Genomic DNA, 14,170 nt, shown 5'->3' on the forward strand with positions numbered 1-14,170 from the left:
GGAGAAAAGCAGTATGAATAACGCACTGGGACTGGTTGAAACAAAAGGGCTTGTCGGCGCTATTGAAGCCGCTGATGCCATGGTGAAATCCGCAAATGTGCAGTTGGTTGGTTACGAAAAAATTGGTTCTGGCCTGATCACCGTGATGGTCCGCGGAGATGTCGGCGCAGTAAAAGCAGCAGTAGATGCAGGAAGCGCAGCAGCGAGTGCTGTTGGAGAGGTGAAATCCTGTCACGTTATTCCACGTCCACACAGCGACGTTGAAGCCATTTTACCTAAATCCGCATAAATCGCCGTAAACAAGGAGCACAGCGTGAAGCAATCACTGGGATTACTTGAAGTTAGTGGTCTGGCATTAGCCATCAGTTGCGCGGACGTCATGGCGAAAGCCGCTTCCATCACGCTGGTGGGCCTCGAAAAAACCAACGGCTCGGGCTGGACGGTGATCAAAATCATCGGGGATGTGGCCTCCGTTCAGGCGGCTATATCCACCGGTGCCAGTTTAGCAGAACTTCGAAATGGACTGGTCGCGCACAGGGTCATTTCCAGGCCCGGAGAAGGCATTCTGTCCCACAGTGTGCCCGTGCAGCCTGAACCAGAACCGATACCTGCTGTATCGCAAAAAGAAATGGCTACAGAAATTGCATTACCTGAAGCAGCGCCACAGGCAGAGTTGATTAGCTGCAACCTGTGTCTTGACCCTGCCTGCCCTCGCCAGAAAGGCGAGCCACGCGCGCTCTGCCTGCATTCGGGAAAACGAGGTGAAGCGTAATGGATAAACAGCAACTGGAAACAACGGTCAGTAAAGTACTGGATGAAATGCGTGAACGACCTATTCCTCTCGGGATTTCGAACCGTCACATCCACCTTTGCGCCGAGGACTACACTCGTCTGTTCCCCAATCAGCCGATTAGCGAGAAAAAGGGCCTGTTGCAGCCCGGACAATATGCCGCAGATCAGACCGTCACACTGGTCGGACCGAAAGGTCAGTTAAAGAATGTGCGTCTGCTTGGTCCACTGCGTGGTACTAGCCAGGTGGAGATATCTCGAACCGACGCCCGCACATTAGGCATCGCTGCACCGCTGCGCATGTCCGGTAATATTCAGGGAACACCTGGCATTCGTCTTATCAGCCCCTTTGCTGAACTGGACTTACCCTCCGGGGTTATTGTTGCTCAGCGACATATCCATATGTCACCGCTGGATGCGCTGATACTGCGCGTATCTCATGGAGATAAAGTCTCCGTGGCAATCAATGGCGATGAACGCCGACTGATTTTCGATAATGTTGCCGTACGCGTTTCACCGAATATGCGCCTTGAGATGCATATCGATACAGACGAAGCCAATGCAGCAGGCGCTGATAATCCGCAGGCATTTGCCACATTGGTGGCCCCACGATGAACAACGAACTGCTGCAACGCATCATTGAGGAAGTTGTTTCCCGGCTCAAAAAACGCGCGGAAAGTACCATCACGTTGAGCGTCGCACAGTTACGGGAAATCGACTCCCGGACCTTATGTTGTCAGTACTCGTCACTGCACCTCCTGCAGGCAGACCTGCCTTTACTGGAGAAAATTGCAGATTGCAGTCCGTCCAGTGTCACGGTGGTAACAATCCACGAGGCGCTGGCATGCGGGCTTCGCGTAAAAATATCTCTACAGCATCGGCTGTTACCGGCACTCCCCGTGAAAAAGCTCGCACGGCTGCCGCTGGAGTTCAGTAATGAACAGGGGCACATCGTCATGCTGCATCCCGAAACGCTCTTAAGTTATGCCGATGTTGCCAAACTTAACGGTGGCATCCTGGTGCTGCGTCGTCGCTGTGTCGTGACGGCACTGGCCAGGGAAGCCGTTAGTGCGCGAAATGTTCAATTAATTAAGCAGGAGTGAACCATGTATCTGGCAAGGGTTACAGGCGTTGTGGTTTCTACGCAAAAGTCGCCATCACTGGTGGGGAAAAAACTGTTGCTGGTACGTCGAGTAAGCACTGACGGAGAGCTCCCCGCCTCCCCCTCTACCGGAGATGAAGTCGCGGTTGACTCTGTCGGTGCAGGAACTGGCGAACTGGTGTTACTCAGTAGCGGATCCAGCGCCAGGCACGTTTTTTCCGGTCCTAATGAAGCTATCGATCTGGCCATTGTCGGCATTGTCGACACGCTTTCTTACCAGGAGAAACTATGACGATTTATACCCGAACGGGCGACGCTGGCACGACAGCGCTTTTTACCGGACAACGCGTGAGTAAATCACATCCGCGCGTTGAGGCCTACGGTACGTTGGATGAACTCAATGCTGCATTGAGCCTGTGTGCCTGCGCGGTAAAAAGCCAGCAACATCGTCTCTTACTTGAAGATATTCAGTTGCAGTTGTTTTGGTTCAGTGCCGAACTGGCCAGCGAAAGCGAGCAGCCAACGCCCGATCAGCGATACATCAGCTCGGAAGAAATTGCGGCTCTGGAAGCCGCTATCGATACCGCCATGGGGCGGATTCCTCCACAGCGCAGTTTTATTTTACCTGGCCGCAGCGAAGCCGCCAGCCGGCTACACTTCGCCCGCACGCTGGCTCGGCGCGCAGAAAGGCGACTGGTCGAACTCTCGGCCAATGTCTCCATCCGACATGTATTGATGCGTTATATCAACCGCCTGTCCGACTGTTTATATGCACTTGCACGTGCCGAAGATCATGACATTCATCAAAACGACATCATTCATAAAGTCGCCGAGCGCTATCTTGCAGCCACTCGCACAGCAGTCACCAGGGAGTCGACTATGTCTTTGTCTTTTCATGAACTCCATCAACTGACACGCGCGGCAGTAACGCGCGCTGAAGAGCTCCAGGTCCCTGTCGTTATCAGCATAGTGGATACCAATGGTACGCCTACAGTGACCTGGCGCATGCCAGATGCCTTACTCGTCAGTAGTGAACTGGCGCCGAAAAAAGCCTGGACCGCCGTCGCCATGAAAACTGCCACGCACGAACTGACGTCCGCGGTTCAGCCAGGCGCCGCACTTTACGGTCTGGAAAGCCATATGCAGGGAAAAATCGTCACCTTTGGAGGCGGCTACGCATTATGGCGCGAAGGTTTACTCCTTGGGGGTCTTGGCATCAGCGGAGGAAGCGTTGAGCAGGATATGGACATTGCAGAAACGGCCATTGCGGCGATTAACGTGAGAACACATCAATGAATACTTCAGAACTTGAAACCCTTATCCGCAACATTTTGACTGAGCAACTCGTCCCGGCAAAAACAGACGTTAAAGGCAAGGGTATCTTTCCGTCCGTCGGTGAAGCAATCGATGCGGCTCATCAGGCTTTTTTGCGCTATCAACAATGTCCGCTAAAAACCCGCAGCGCCATCATTAACGCCCTTCGGGAAGAGCTGACGCCTCATCTGGCTTCTTTGGCCGCTGAAAGCGCAACAGAAACGGGAATGGGTAACAAAGAGGATAAATTTCTTAAGAATAAAGCCGCGCTCGACAACACCCCTGGCATCGAAGACCTCACCACCACTGCACTTACCGGTGACGGTGGCATGGTGTTGTTTGAGTACTCTCCATTTGGGGTAATTGGCTCCGTTGCACCAAGTACGAACCCCACGGAAACCATCATCAATAACAGCATCAGTATGCTGGCTGCGGGAAACAGCGTTTACTTCAGTCCGCACCCTGGCGCAAAAGCAGTATCACTGAAACTGATTGCCATGATTGAAGATATTGCCTTCCGCTGCTGCGGGATCCGGAATCTTGTCGTCACGGTCACAGAACCTACTTTTGAAGCTACCCAGCAGATGATGGCTCACCCTAAAATCGCAGTTCTGGCGATTACCGGCGGCCCTGGCATTGTTGCTATGGGTATGAAAAGCGGGAAGAAAGTTATTGGTGCTGGCGCAGGAAACCCGCCCTGTATTGTTGATGAAACTGCCGATCTGGTTAAAGCAGCTGAAGATATCATCAACGGCGCATCGTTTGATTACAACCTGCCCTGTATTGCTGAGAAAAGCCTGATTGTTGTCGATGCTGTTGCTGAACGGCTGGTCCAACAAATGCAGTCTTTTGGCGCGTTACTTCTGCACGACGAAGACATTAACAAACTGCGCGCCGCCTGTCTGCCTGAAGGCATAGCCAATAAAAAACTGGTTGGAAAGAGCCCGGCAGCTCTGCTTGAAGCTGCGGACATACCGGTTCCGGCAAAAACACCTCGCCTGTTGATTGGCATCGTCAATGCTGACGATTCGTGGGTCACCAGCGAACAGTTGATGCCAATGCTGCCCATCGTGAGCGTAAAGGATTTTGACAGTGCACTGGCATTGGCACTGAAAGTTGAAGAGGGGTTGCATCACACTGCCATTATGCATTCACAAAACGTGTCACGTCTGAATCTTGCCGCCCGCACCCTTCAGACCTCCATCTTTGTGAAGAATGGCCCCTCTTACGCCGGTATTGGTGTCGGTGGAGAAGGCTTTACCACCTTTACTATTGCCACACCAACCGGTGAAGGCACAACGTCAGCGCGAACTTTCGCGCGCTCTCGTCGTTGCGTGCTAACCAACGGTTTTTCTATTCGCTAATGAGGCCGTTATGAATAGCTTTTCACTGCAAACACAATTGTACAGCGGCCAGGGAAGTCTGGATGTGCTCAAGCGTTTCTCCAATAAGCATATCTGGATTATCTGCGACAGTTTTCTCGCACGTTCACCCCTGATTGAAAAGCTGCGAAATGCGCTGCCCGCGGATAACCGCATCAGTATTTTCAGTGATATCACACCCGATCCAACCATTGGTACGGTAGTTCAAGGGATTGCACAAATGCAGTCCCTGCAACCGGATGTCGTGATTGGCTTTGGCGGTGGCTCCGCACTTGACGCCGCCAAAGCTATCGTCTGGTTCAGCCGTCAGTTTGGTATTGAAATCGAAACCTGTGTGGCAATTCCCACCACCAGCGGTACAGGCTCGGAAGTGACCAGTGCCTGCGTGATCAGCGATCCAGAGAAAGGTATTAAATATCCACTATTTAATAACGCGCTCTACCCTGACATGGCCATTCTTGATCCTATGCTGGTTGTCAGCGTTCCCCCCGCCATTACTGCGAATACCGGACTGGACGTCCTGACGCATGCACTGGAAGCCTACGTATCGACGAAAGCCAGTGATTTCACGGATGCTCTGGCGGAAAAATCCGCGCAAATTGTCTTCCAGTACCTACCTGTTGCGGTTAGCAAAGGCGATTGCCTGGCAACTCGGGGGAAAATGCACAATGCCTCTACATTGGCAGGGATGGCATTTAGCCAGGCGGGGTTGGGTATCAATCACGCCATTGCCCATCAGCTCGGTGGGCAGTTTCACTTACCCCATGGACTGGCTAACGCACTGTTACTCACTCGTGTCATTCAGTTTAATGCACGCGATCCGCGGGCGGCAAAGCGCTACGCCCGTTTCGCGAAAGCCTGCCATTTATGCCCGGATAGTGCGAATGATACGGCGGCACTCAATGCGCTCATTCATCATATTGAACAACTCAAAAAACAGTGCGCATTACCGACATTTATTGATGCACTGAAAGACGAGAAGCATACCTGGTCGCAACGTATACCGTCGATGGTTCAGGCCGCGCTGGCTGATGTCACGTTGCAAACCAATCCCCGCGTAGCTGATGCCAGTGCCATTCAGGAACTGCTTGAGGAATTATTATGAATACAGCCATGACGGCAGAACATGTTCTTTATGACGCACAAACGATACGCGATCGCGTGCGTGCAGCGGGCGTGGTTGGGGCCGGCGGTGCGGGATTTCCTGCACATGTTAAACTTCAGGCACAGGTTGATACGTTTCTGGTAAACGCCGCAGAATGCGAGCCAATGCTGAAAGTCGATCAACAATTAATGGCGGTGCAAGCGGCGAGGCTGGTACGTGGCGTTCAGTATGCCATGACAGCAACAGGGGCCAATGCAGGCATTATTGCCCTCAAAGAAAAATATCAGAAGGCCATCAATGCGTTAACACCGCTTTTACCCGCTAACATCAGGTTACATATTTTACCCGATGTATATCCGGCTGGTGACGAGGTACTGACCATCTGGATGGCAACGGGACGGCGGGTTCCTCCAGCCGCATTGCCCGTTAGCGTAGGTGTGGTGGTCAATAACGTCCAGACCGTGCTCAATATCGCCAGAGCGGTTGAACAGCAGTATCCCGTCACCCGACGCACTCTGACCGTCAACGGTGCGGTCGCCAGACCGTTAACGCTGAGTGTTCCCATCGGTATGTCGTTACGCGAAGTCCTGACACTGGCGGGTGGCGCCACCGTTGACGATCCAGGTTTTATCAACGGCGGTCCGATGATGGGTGGCCTGATTACTTCGCTGGATACCCCCGTGAGCAAGACCACCGGGGGGCTGCTGGTATTACCCAAATCCCATGCGCTGATCCAACGACGAATGCAGGACGAACGCACCGTGCTTTCGGTTGCAAAAACCGTTTGCGAGCAGTGTCGTCTGTGCACTGATTTATGCCCAAGACACTTAATCGGTCATGAACTCTCACCGCATCTGCTGGTTCGCGCAGTGAACTACCAACAGGCAGCCACACCGCAGTTGCTGCTCACTGCCCTAACCTGTTCAGAATGCAATGTCTGTGAAAGTGTGGCTTGTCCGGTAGGCATTTCGCCCATGCGTATCAACCGTATGCTCAAACGTGAACTACGGGCGCTTAACCATCGTTATGAGGGACCACTAAATCCTGAAGACGAAATGGCGAAGTACCGTTTGATTCCGGTTAAACGACTTATCACTAAGCTTGGCCTCAGCGACTGGTACCACGACGCGCCCTTGTCTGAGGCAGATTACACCACAGACGAAACAACACTGCTGTTACGCCAGCATATTGGCGCCAGCGCTATCCCCTGCGTGCAAAAAGGTGAACGTGTTGTTCGCGGCCAATGTGTTGCTGATGTACCCGAGGGCGCGTTAGGCGCACCTGTCCACGCCAGTATTGACGGTCTTGTCAGCGAGATAACCGGGCAATCCATCACGGTAATAAGAGGTTAATCATGTCTCAGGCTATAGGGATTTTAGAACTCACCAGCATCGCCAAAGGGATGGAAGCCGGTGATGCGATGCTAAAAAGCGCAAATGTGAATTTGCTGGTCAGCAAAACCATTTGCCCTGGAAAGTTTTTACTGATGCTCGGGGGGGACGTAGGTGCAGTACAGCAGGCCATTGCAACAGGGACGTCTCTTGCAGGCGATATGCTCGTCGACAGTCTGGTGCTCCCAAACATTCATGCCAGCGTTCTCCCGGCAATTAGCGGACTTAACAGTGTGGATAAGCATCAGGCCGTCGGGATTGTTGAAACCTGGAGCGTAGCGGCTTGTATCTGTGCCGCCGATCGTGCAGTTAAAGCGTCCAATGTCACGCTGGTACGGGTACATATGGCATTCGGTATCGGTGGTAAATGCTACATGGTTGTCGCTGGAGATGTTTCCGATGTCAATAACGCCGTGACCGTCGCCAGCGAAAGCGCCGGGGAAAAAGGTCTGCTGGTTTATCGCTCCGTCATACCACGCCCGCATGAAAGCATGTGGCGGCAAATAGTGGAGGGATAATGGACAGACAACCGCCGACGGATCGCATGATCCAGGAATACGTACCCGGCAAGCAGGTCACGCTGGCGCACCTTATTGCGAATCCAGGTAAGGATTTATTCAAAAAGCTGGGGTTGCAGGATTCAGTCTCGGCCATTGGTATTTTAACCATTACGCCCAGTGAAGCCTCAATTATCGCCTGTGATATCGCCACGAAATCTGGTGCGGTAGAGATTGGATTTCTCGATCGTTTTACCGGTGCAGTTGTACTGACAGGTGATGTTTCAGCCGTTGAGTACGCGCTGAAACAGGTAACCAGAACGCTTGGCGAAATGATGCGTTTTACTGCGTGCCCTATTACCCGGACGTAACCACATGAAACGCATCATGCTAATTGGCCCCAGCCAGTGCGGTAAAACATCACTCACACAATGTTTGCGTGGTGAAGCACTTCATTACCAGAAAACTCAGGCGATTGTCTGGTCGCCAACGACAATAGACACGCCGGGTGAATATCTTGAGAACCGCTGCCTGTACAGTGCGTTGCTGACCAGCGCCTGCGAAGCCGACATTATTGCTCTGGTACTGAATGCTGACGCCCCATGGTCACCTTTTTCTCCCGGTTTTACTGGCCCAATGAACAGACCTGTTATCGGCCTCGTCACCAAGGCCGATTTAGCTAACCCCCAGAGAATTTCACTCGTAGAAAGCTGGTTGGTACAGGCAGGAGCGCAGAACGTGTTTATCACCAGCGCGCTGGAGAATACCGGGGTCGATGAGATGTTCATTTTTCTGAATGCAAAGGAACCGTCATGTCTCACAAAATAATGGCCATAAACGCGGGTAGCTCTTCACTTAAGTTTCAGTTACTGGCGATGCCGCAGGGTGAAATGATATGCCAGGGGCTGATTGAACGTATTGGAATGTCTGACGCGCAGGTTACGCTTAAAACTCCCGCGCAGAAATGGCAGGAGACGTTACCCGTTGCCGATCACCGTGAAGCAGTAACTCTGTTACTGGAAAAACTGCTTAACCTGAACATCATCAAGAGTCTGGAAGAGATCGATGGCGTCGGTCATCGCGTCGCACATGGTGGTGAGTCCTTTAAAGACTCGGCCCTCGTCAACGATGAAACATTGGCCGAAATTGAGCGTCTTGCAGAACTGGCACCGCTGCATAACCCGGTTAATGCGCTGGGGATCGCTGTTTTTCGTCAATTATTACCCGAAGCACCTGCCGTCGCAGTTTTTGACACTGCTTTTCATCAGACGCTGACTGAGCCTGCTTTTATTTATCCTCTGCCCTGGCGCTATTACTCAGAGCTGGGAATTCGGCGTTACGGTTTTCATGGTACCAGCCACAAATACGTCAGTACCGCGTTGGCCGAAAAGCTGGGCGTTCCGCTCAGCGCACTGCGCGTCGTATGTTGTCATCTTGGTAATGGCAGCAGCATCTGTGCCATCAAGGGCGGAAAATCGGTGAATACCTCGATGGGCTTTACACCACAGTCAGGCGTGATGATGGGTACGCGCAGCGGAGATATTGACCCGTCTATTTTGCCGTGGATTGCCCTGCGCGAAGGCAAAACGCCGCAGCAACTTAACCAACTCCTCAACAATGAATCGGGATTACTTGGGGTTTCCGGTATCTCATCAGACTATCGTGACGTTGAACGAGCCGCAGACGAAGGCAACGCACAGGCTGCTCTCGCACTGACGCTGTTTGCAGAGCGAATTCGTGCCACTATAGGCAGTTATATTATGCAGATGGGCGGTCTGGATGCTTTGGTATTTACGGGTGGGATTGGTGAAAACTCAGCCCGAGCACGCGCTGCGATTTGCCACAATCTGAATTTCTTAGGTCTGGCCGTTGATGATGAAAAAAATCAGCGCAACGCAACCTTCATTCAAACTGAAACTGCGCTGGTCAAAGTGGCCGTTATAAATACCAATGAAGAGTTGATGATCGCGCAGGATGTTATGCGTATAGCGATATCAGAAACTGTGACATTGGGCATTCCTGCTTAATCCTGCCGCACCGCAAATTGCGGCAAATCATGGTAATAGCGCAATCGCCATGACACTATGCGCCGAGGATTGCTGATCACAAAGGTGAAGACGTGGCTGTTGCGCAATGTCCCGCATCGTGCGGAGAACTTATCCAGGGCTGGATTCTGGGCAGTGAGAAACTGGTCTCCTGCCCGGTTGAATGGTATAGCACCGTCGAGGTCAGTTCAGGTTCACCACAAGTGGATGAACGCCCACTTTCGCGAGCGATGGTTGACCGATTATTGCAGCACTGGCACTACCCGGCGCATATCAGCCAGGATATTCGAATCGATATCCAGTCAACGATTCCCATTGCGAAAGGAATGGCCAGTAGCACCGCGGATATTGCCGCCACCGCGCTTGCCACCGCTCATTTTCTGGGTCATCAGTTAGATGAACCTACACTGGCGCAGCTTTGCGTTTCTCTTGAACCTACTGACAGCACCGTTTTCCGTCAGTTAACCCTTTTCGATCATAACGACGCCTCTACGCAAATTTCCTGTGAAGCGCAGCCCCAGCTTGACCTGTTGGTTCTGGAAAGCCCGGAAACATTACGTACCGCGGATTATCACCGTATTCCCCGCCAGCCCGGACTACAGGCAGGTGCTCCCGCACTTAAACGCGCATGGGAAAAAGTACAGGAAGCCTGTATTAGTCAAAATCCCTATCGAATGGGAGAGGCTGCCACGCTTAGCGCAATCGCCAGCCAAATGCTGTTGCCAAAACCAGATTTCGATTCGCTATTGGCGCTGGTAGAAGAATGTGATTTATACGGGGTGAACGTTGCGCACAGCGGCAGCGTGGTAGGTCTGATGCTGGACAGAAAACGTCATGATGTTGATTACATCAAATGGATGTTGGCGCAGAAAAAACTGACAACTCACTGGCCTGAGCAGCATTTACTGCGGATGGTAACCGGCGGGGTAAAACTACAGTAGGGGTCGCCGCTTAGCCGCGCCCCCTACTGTCATAAAACGTTACTCTGCTTTCGCTTCGCCGTTTTTCACTTCACCCATGGCTTTCAGCTTTTTAGAGATATCACGGCGTTCTTTAGAGATCTCTGCATTCTTGATGATGTAATCATCTACACGATCTTCATAGTCACTTTTCATGCTGGCGATGATACCCTGGATCGCTTCAACGCTCATGCCGGGCTTGATGTAGTCACTCAGGTTGTCCAGCAGCAGGACGCGTTTCTGGTTGTCACGGATCTTTTTCTCAACGTCCTGGATTTCACGTTGCAGTTTGTTTTTACGACGGAACAGACGAACAAATTCCAGCACGTCCTGGAAAGAAGGCTTGGTAGTTTCCATTTTTACACCCCTGATAATGTGAGATTCGGATTCGTTAAAACAACGGCTAAAGTGGGTCAACATTACTTTCATGCCCGCCATACTTCAAGTTGCATCTGCATTGATAATGCATGGCTGAAACCTGAATTATCGAGGGTAAAGCCATTGTAGTTACCAATGGTTTTAGCCTTTTTCAATATCATACCCTTAATCTTTGCTGAATCGAAGCAGCAGTAGAGCCAATCCCCGGATCTGCTCTTTATTTGCGCAGCGCGCGACAAATTAAATGTGAGAGCAATTCCAGTTGTCGCGCCATCTCCATATTCAACCAGACATAGCCGTGAATAGGTGTTTCAGCAACATTATCGCCTTTATGCTCAGCGATGAGTTGGCGCAACTCCTCCACGGTGTCGTTGAGTTTTTCCGTATTGGCAAGTACCGGCTGTGGATTACCTTCATAGAGCGCATGAGTGATCGTCAGTAGCGCCTGTTGCGTTCTGAGATGAGTCTCACGCAAGGTATGCGCGTTCAGCATCACAAAGTGACTGGTACGTGTTGCCCACAGCGCGTTGATTTGCAGCTCAAGCATGCACACCAGGTTGCGATTGACCGTCTGAATAGCTTCAAAGATTGATTTTTGGATGTGGGTCTCTTTACTGGCGGGAACAATGAGTCCACGCATTTTGACAACGTCACTCAGTAGTTGCTGTAAATGCTTCTCCAGTCGGGGCTGTTCGAGCAAGTTAGGTGACAGTGCAGCCTGATACACCCGGTTATAACCCGCGACACAATGTGCCAGTTGAATACGCCAGTGAATAAATGCCCGCTGCGGCCAGATGCCGGTAAACAGCATCGCCAGTAGCGATCCCAAAATGACGTCGCCACCGCGCCACAACGCTGTATTCATGTCACCCGCGGGAGCCCCGACAACGACGGCAAGCGTTATGCCAATCAGCAACGCCTGATAGGGTTTTTTACCTAATGCCAGCCAGCCGCAGAGAAACATCGCTGCTGCGCACCATATCAGCATAAGCGGAAGTGACAGGAGTTCGAGACGCAGAGCAACCAGCCCAAGGACTGAGCCCAGAATCGTCCCGCCAATGCGTTCAAGCGCTCTTGGGACGACATTACCCCAGAATGAAATGGGCCCCATAATCACAACCAGCGTGATCAGAGGCCACGTACCTTCAGGAATATCCAGCAGGCGAACCAACAGAAAAGTAAGAAGAAACGCCAGCGCAATGCGAATACCGTGCACTACGCGATAATGACGATACAAACGAATTTCAAAAGGACTCAGCGACTTATCGGCACGCACTCATCCACTCCGTCAGGGAATAGCAAAGAACAGAATTGTACCTGCTTTTTTAGTGAAAACATCATCGTTATCACCAGGACTTTCATCCCAATTTACACAAAAAAACAGCTACTTCGACTGTACTGGCACATACATTTCGATGTCCCAGTAACCGTCTTCCATTCCATTATTCATATAAATCTCAAAACAGGGTTTGGCTGCTATCTGGTATGTTGCGTCCTGCAGCAGAAGATTAAAAAATTGATACCATGGCGTCGCAAAATCATGATTTTCAACACGTGCAACAGCAATAGCATACTCACCACCTGCCAGTTCAGTCAGTATCACACCTTCGCTGTTCTCTGGGATCTCAAAATGCTCTGCGACGGAAACCACAGTATCGCAGCGCAGTTTTTCAGCAGGCACAACATCGGGGTTATCGTAATAAACGGCGATCCATTCCAGCGGCACTATCTGCTTGTCATCCACCCACATGACTAACTGCTCAAACCCCTGCTTTACCGTTTGCTCCCACGGTCCAACCATATGAAAACCGGCAATCCTGCGTTTATCGACCTGCTTTATCTCGTACTCCATATAACCTCCTTTATTACACTGTATTTATATACAGTGTAATTTTTGCGTATTGCAGCCACAAGGAAATAGTGATTATTATGTGAGCAGTTTCGCACTCTTGCCAGTCAGTAGCATGGGTGAAAAATTACACCTTATGGTGGAAGTAATCGCTCAGGCGCGAAAAAACACCGCCTTTACTGACCGATTCCAGGGTGACCAGAGGCCAATGAGCCACCAGTTTATCCCTGTCATAGAGTTCAATTTCCCCCACGCGTTGATGCGCGGCAATAGGTGCTACCAGTTCTTTCTTATCAAGAACATATTTTGCTTTGATATTCTGGACTTCAGCCTTAGGCAGTGCCATCCAGAAATCCTGCTCGGTACCGAGGCTAATTTTTTCTTTATCGCCATACCAGATTCGTTCGACGCCGACTTGTTTACCGCTACGCAAAACCTGCACCGTATCAAAATTTTGTTGCCCCCACTGCAGCAGTTTGCGTGCCTGATCCTCGCGCCCTTTCGCGCTGTCGGCGCCCATGACCACAGCAATCAGGCGACGCTGTCCATCAACTGCGGAGGCGATCAGGTTAAATCCTGCCCCGGATGTGTGCCCGGTCTTCAGGCCATCGATGTTCATCGTTTTGTCCCACAGCAGTCCGTTACGGTTTTGCTGCGTGATACCGTTCCAGGTAAGACTCTTCTCACTGTACATGTGGTAGAACTCCGGTTCCCCGTGAATAATCGCCCGGGACAACACGGCCAGATCGTAGGCCGAGCTATGCTGGCCTGGCGCGTCCAGCCCATGCACCGTTTCGAAATGTGTATCTTTAAGCTTCAGCTTCTCAACGTAACTGTTCATCATTGCGACAAACTGTGGCTGTCCACCCGCGATGTAATCAGCCAGCGCCACGCATGCGTCATTGCCGGAATCAACAATTAAGCCGCGGCTTAAATCGCGTACTGAAACGCGATCGCCTTCTTTCAGGAACATTAATGATGAGCCTACAAACACCGGATTATCTTTCGCCCATGCGTCACGTCCGACAGTAACGATATCCGTTGGGCTAATGCGATGGCTATCAATCGCACGATCGACAACATAGCCGGTCATTAACTTGGTCAGGCTGGCGGGGTTGCGTTGCTGGTGTTCATTACCGGCAGTCAGGATTTGGCCCGTGGTGTAATCCATAAGCACCCACGCGCCAGCATTGATGGCGGGAGGCCGGGGGGCAAAACTGGCGACATCAGTCGCATAAGCGGACGAAAAACTTATCGCGAATAGCGAAGCGGCAATAAACAAACGGCGTTTCAACAGCATGTCCTCATAACCAGAAGAAATAGCCGTTCTTTTTACGGAAGTTCTGTCGAACAAACATG

Annotated in this window: 18 protein-coding genes; 14 read left to right on the forward strand and 4 right to left on the reverse strand. The window is 51.5% G+C overall.

Annotation, left to right across the window (positions count from 1 at the left end; genetic code table 11):
• Positions 1-13: 13 nt before the first annotated feature.
• The 14 genes from pduJ to OGX95_RS01635 all read left to right on the forward strand — a co-directional run bounded on the left by pduJ (position 14) and on the right by OGX95_RS01635 (position 10,566).
• The gene (pduJ, locus tag OGX95_RS01570) at positions 14-289 is read left to right on the forward strand and encodes a propanediol utilization microcompartment protein PduJ (RefSeq protein ID WP_001057752.1); all 276 of its coding nucleotides are present in this window, start codon (positions 14-16) and stop codon (positions 287-289) included.
• 24 nt (positions 290-313) lie between these two features.
• A complete protein-coding gene (locus OGX95_RS01575) occupies positions 314-772 on the forward strand; it encodes a BMC domain-containing protein (RefSeq protein WP_286628080.1) in 459 nt (152 codons plus the stop codon).
• The gene (locus OGX95_RS01580; RefSeq protein WP_286628081.1) at positions 772-1,404 is read left to right on the forward strand and encodes a phosphate propanoyltransferase; all 633 of its coding nucleotides are present in this window, start codon (positions 772-774) and stop codon (positions 1,402-1,404) included. The genes OGX95_RS01575 and OGX95_RS01580 overlap by 1 nt, the downstream gene beginning before the upstream one ends.
• On the forward strand, positions 1,401-1,892 hold the full coding sequence (pduM, locus tag OGX95_RS01585; RefSeq protein ID WP_286628082.1) for a microcompartment protein PduM: 492 nt from the start codon (positions 1,401-1,403) through the stop codon (positions 1,890-1,892). Before OGX95_RS01580 ends, pduM begins: the two co-directional genes overlap by 4 nt.
• 3 nt (positions 1,893-1,895) lie before the next feature.
• On the forward strand, positions 1,896-2,183 hold the full coding sequence (locus OGX95_RS01590) for a EutN/CcmL family microcompartment protein (RefSeq protein WP_286628083.1): 288 nt from the start codon (positions 1,896-1,898) through the stop codon (positions 2,181-2,183).
• The gene (gene pduO / locus OGX95_RS01595) at positions 2,180-3,187 is read left to right on the forward strand and encodes a two-domain cob(I)yrinic acid a,c-diamide adenosyltransferase PduO (protein WP_286628084.1); all 1,008 of its coding nucleotides are present in this window, start codon (positions 2,180-2,182) and stop codon (positions 3,185-3,187) included. The genes OGX95_RS01590 and pduO overlap by 4 nt, the downstream gene beginning before the upstream one ends.
• The gene (gene pduP, locus OGX95_RS01600) at positions 3,184-4,569 is read left to right on the forward strand and encodes a CoA-acylating propionaldehyde dehydrogenase PduP (RefSeq protein ID WP_286628085.1); all 1,386 of its coding nucleotides are present in this window, start codon (positions 3,184-3,186) and stop codon (positions 4,567-4,569) included. Before pduO ends, pduP begins: the two co-directional genes overlap by 4 nt.
• Before the next feature lie 10 nt (positions 4,570-4,579).
• Positions 4,580-5,692 (forward strand): 1-propanol dehydrogenase PduQ, encoded by a 1,113-nt coding sequence (locus tag OGX95_RS01605; protein WP_286628086.1) that lies wholly within the window; start codon positions 4,580-4,582, stop codon positions 5,690-5,692.
• On the forward strand, positions 5,689-7,044 hold the full coding sequence (gene pduS, locus OGX95_RS01610) for a cobalamin reductase PduS (protein WP_286628087.1): 1,356 nt from the start codon (positions 5,689-5,691) through the stop codon (positions 7,042-7,044). The genes OGX95_RS01605 and pduS overlap by 4 nt, the downstream gene beginning before the upstream one ends.
• 2 nt (positions 7,045-7,046) lie before the next feature.
• Positions 7,047-7,601 carry a propanediol utilization microcompartment protein PduT gene (gene pduT / locus OGX95_RS01615; RefSeq protein WP_040231922.1) on the forward strand — a complete coding sequence of 185 codons (555 nt, stop codon included), beginning with the start codon at positions 7,047-7,049 and terminating at the stop codon, positions 7,599-7,601.
• Positions 7,601-7,951, forward strand: a complete 351-nt coding sequence (gene pduU, locus OGX95_RS01620) for a propanediol utilization microcompartment protein PduU (protein ID WP_048212006.1) — start codon at positions 7,601-7,603, stop codon at positions 7,949-7,951. The genes pduT and pduU overlap by 1 nt, the downstream gene beginning before the upstream one ends.
• A gap of 4 nt (positions 7,952-7,955) precedes the next feature.
• Complete coding sequence (gene pduV, locus OGX95_RS01625; RefSeq protein ID WP_286628088.1) at positions 7,956-8,408, forward strand: propanediol utilization protein PduV; 453 nt, start codon at positions 7,956-7,958, stop codon at positions 8,406-8,408.
• Complete coding sequence (locus OGX95_RS01630; RefSeq protein WP_286628089.1) at positions 8,393-9,607, forward strand: acetate/propionate family kinase; 1,215 nt, start codon at positions 8,393-8,395, stop codon at positions 9,605-9,607. The genes pduV and OGX95_RS01630 overlap by 16 nt, the downstream gene beginning before the upstream one ends.
• Positions 9,608-9,699: 92 nt before the next feature.
• Positions 9,700-10,566, forward strand: coding sequence for an L-threonine kinase (locus tag OGX95_RS01635; RefSeq protein ID WP_286628090.1), 867 nt, complete (start codon positions 9,700-9,702; stop codon positions 10,564-10,566).
• Positions 10,567-10,605: 39 nt separating this feature from the next.
• Here OGX95_RS01635 and OGX95_RS01640 read toward each other — a convergent pair whose 3' ends face one another.
• The 4 genes from OGX95_RS01640 to dacD form a co-directional block, all read right to left on the reverse strand.
• Positions 10,606-10,941, reverse strand: coding sequence for a DUF496 family protein (locus OGX95_RS01640; protein ID WP_003834176.1), 336 nt, complete (start codon positions 10,939-10,941; stop codon positions 10,606-10,608).
• A 238-nt stretch (positions 10,942-11,179) separates the two neighbouring features.
• Positions 11,180-12,238: an FUSC family protein gene (locus OGX95_RS01645; protein ID WP_286628091.1), complete on the reverse strand. Its 1,059-nt coding sequence runs from the start codon at positions 12,236-12,238 to the stop codon at positions 11,180-11,182.
• 108 nt (positions 12,239-12,346) lie between these two features.
• Positions 12,347-12,814, reverse strand: coding sequence for a DNA gyrase inhibitor SbmC (gene sbmC, locus OGX95_RS01650; RefSeq protein ID WP_286628092.1), 468 nt, complete (start codon positions 12,812-12,814; stop codon positions 12,347-12,349).
• Positions 12,815-12,938: 124 nt separating this feature from the next.
• Positions 12,939-14,111: a serine-type D-Ala-D-Ala carboxypeptidase DacD gene (gene dacD / locus OGX95_RS01655; RefSeq protein ID WP_286628093.1), complete on the reverse strand. Its 1,173-nt coding sequence runs from the start codon at positions 14,109-14,111 to the stop codon at positions 12,939-12,941.
• Positions 14,112-14,170 lie beyond the last annotated feature (59 nt).

Source organism: Citrobacter sp. Cu233 (genome assembly GCF_030332225.1).
Lineage (GTDB): Bacteria > Pseudomonadota > Gammaproteobacteria > Enterobacterales > Enterobacteriaceae > Citrobacter.

Excerpts from the sequence above, each read along its gene's own strand:
- pduJ (WP_001057752.1), top strand. The coding sequence starts at position 14 with ATGAATAACGCACTGGGACTGGTTGAAACAAAAGGGCTTGTCGGCGCT.
- OGX95_RS01580 (WP_286628081.1), top strand. The coding sequence starts at position 772 with ATGGATAAACAGCAACTGGAAACAACGGTCAGTAAAGTACTGGATGAA.
- pduM (WP_286628082.1), top strand. The coding sequence starts at position 1,401 with ATGAACAACGAACTGCTGCAACGCATCATTGAGGAAGTTGTTTCCCGG.
- OGX95_RS01590 (WP_286628083.1), top strand. The coding sequence starts at position 1,896 with ATGTATCTGGCAAGGGTTACAGGCGTTGTGGTTTCTACGCAAAAGTCG.
- pduO (WP_286628084.1), top strand. The coding sequence starts at position 2,180 with ATGACGATTTATACCCGAACGGGCGACGCTGGCACGACAGCGCTTTTT.
- pduP (WP_286628085.1), top strand. The coding sequence starts at position 3,184 with ATGAATACTTCAGAACTTGAAACCCTTATCCGCAACATTTTGACTGAG.
- OGX95_RS01605 (WP_286628086.1), top strand. The coding sequence starts at position 4,580 with ATGAATAGCTTTTCACTGCAAACACAATTGTACAGCGGCCAGGGAAGT.
- pduS (WP_286628087.1), top strand. The coding sequence starts at position 5,689 with ATGAATACAGCCATGACGGCAGAACATGTTCTTTATGACGCACAAACG.
- pduT (WP_040231922.1), top strand. The coding sequence starts at position 7,047 with ATGTCTCAGGCTATAGGGATTTTAGAACTCACCAGCATCGCCAAAGGG.
- pduU (WP_048212006.1), top strand. The coding sequence starts at position 7,601 with ATGGACAGACAACCGCCGACGGATCGCATGATCCAGGAATACGTACCC.
- pduV (WP_286628088.1), top strand. The coding sequence starts at position 7,956 with ATGAAACGCATCATGCTAATTGGCCCCAGCCAGTGCGGTAAAACATCA.
- OGX95_RS01630 (WP_286628089.1), top strand. The coding sequence starts at position 8,393 with ATGTCTCACAAAATAATGGCCATAAACGCGGGTAGCTCTTCACTTAAG.
- OGX95_RS01640 (WP_003834176.1), bottom strand. The coding sequence starts at position 10,941 with ATGGAAACTACCAAGCCTTCTTTCCAGGACGTGCTGGAATTTGTTCGT.
- sbmC (WP_286628092.1), bottom strand. The coding sequence starts at position 12,814 with ATGGAGTACGAGATAAAGCAGGTCGATAAACGCAGGATTGCCGGTTTT.
- dacD (WP_286628093.1), bottom strand. The coding sequence starts at position 14,111 with ATGCTGTTGAAACGCCGTTTGTTTATTGCCGCTTCGCTATTCGCGATA.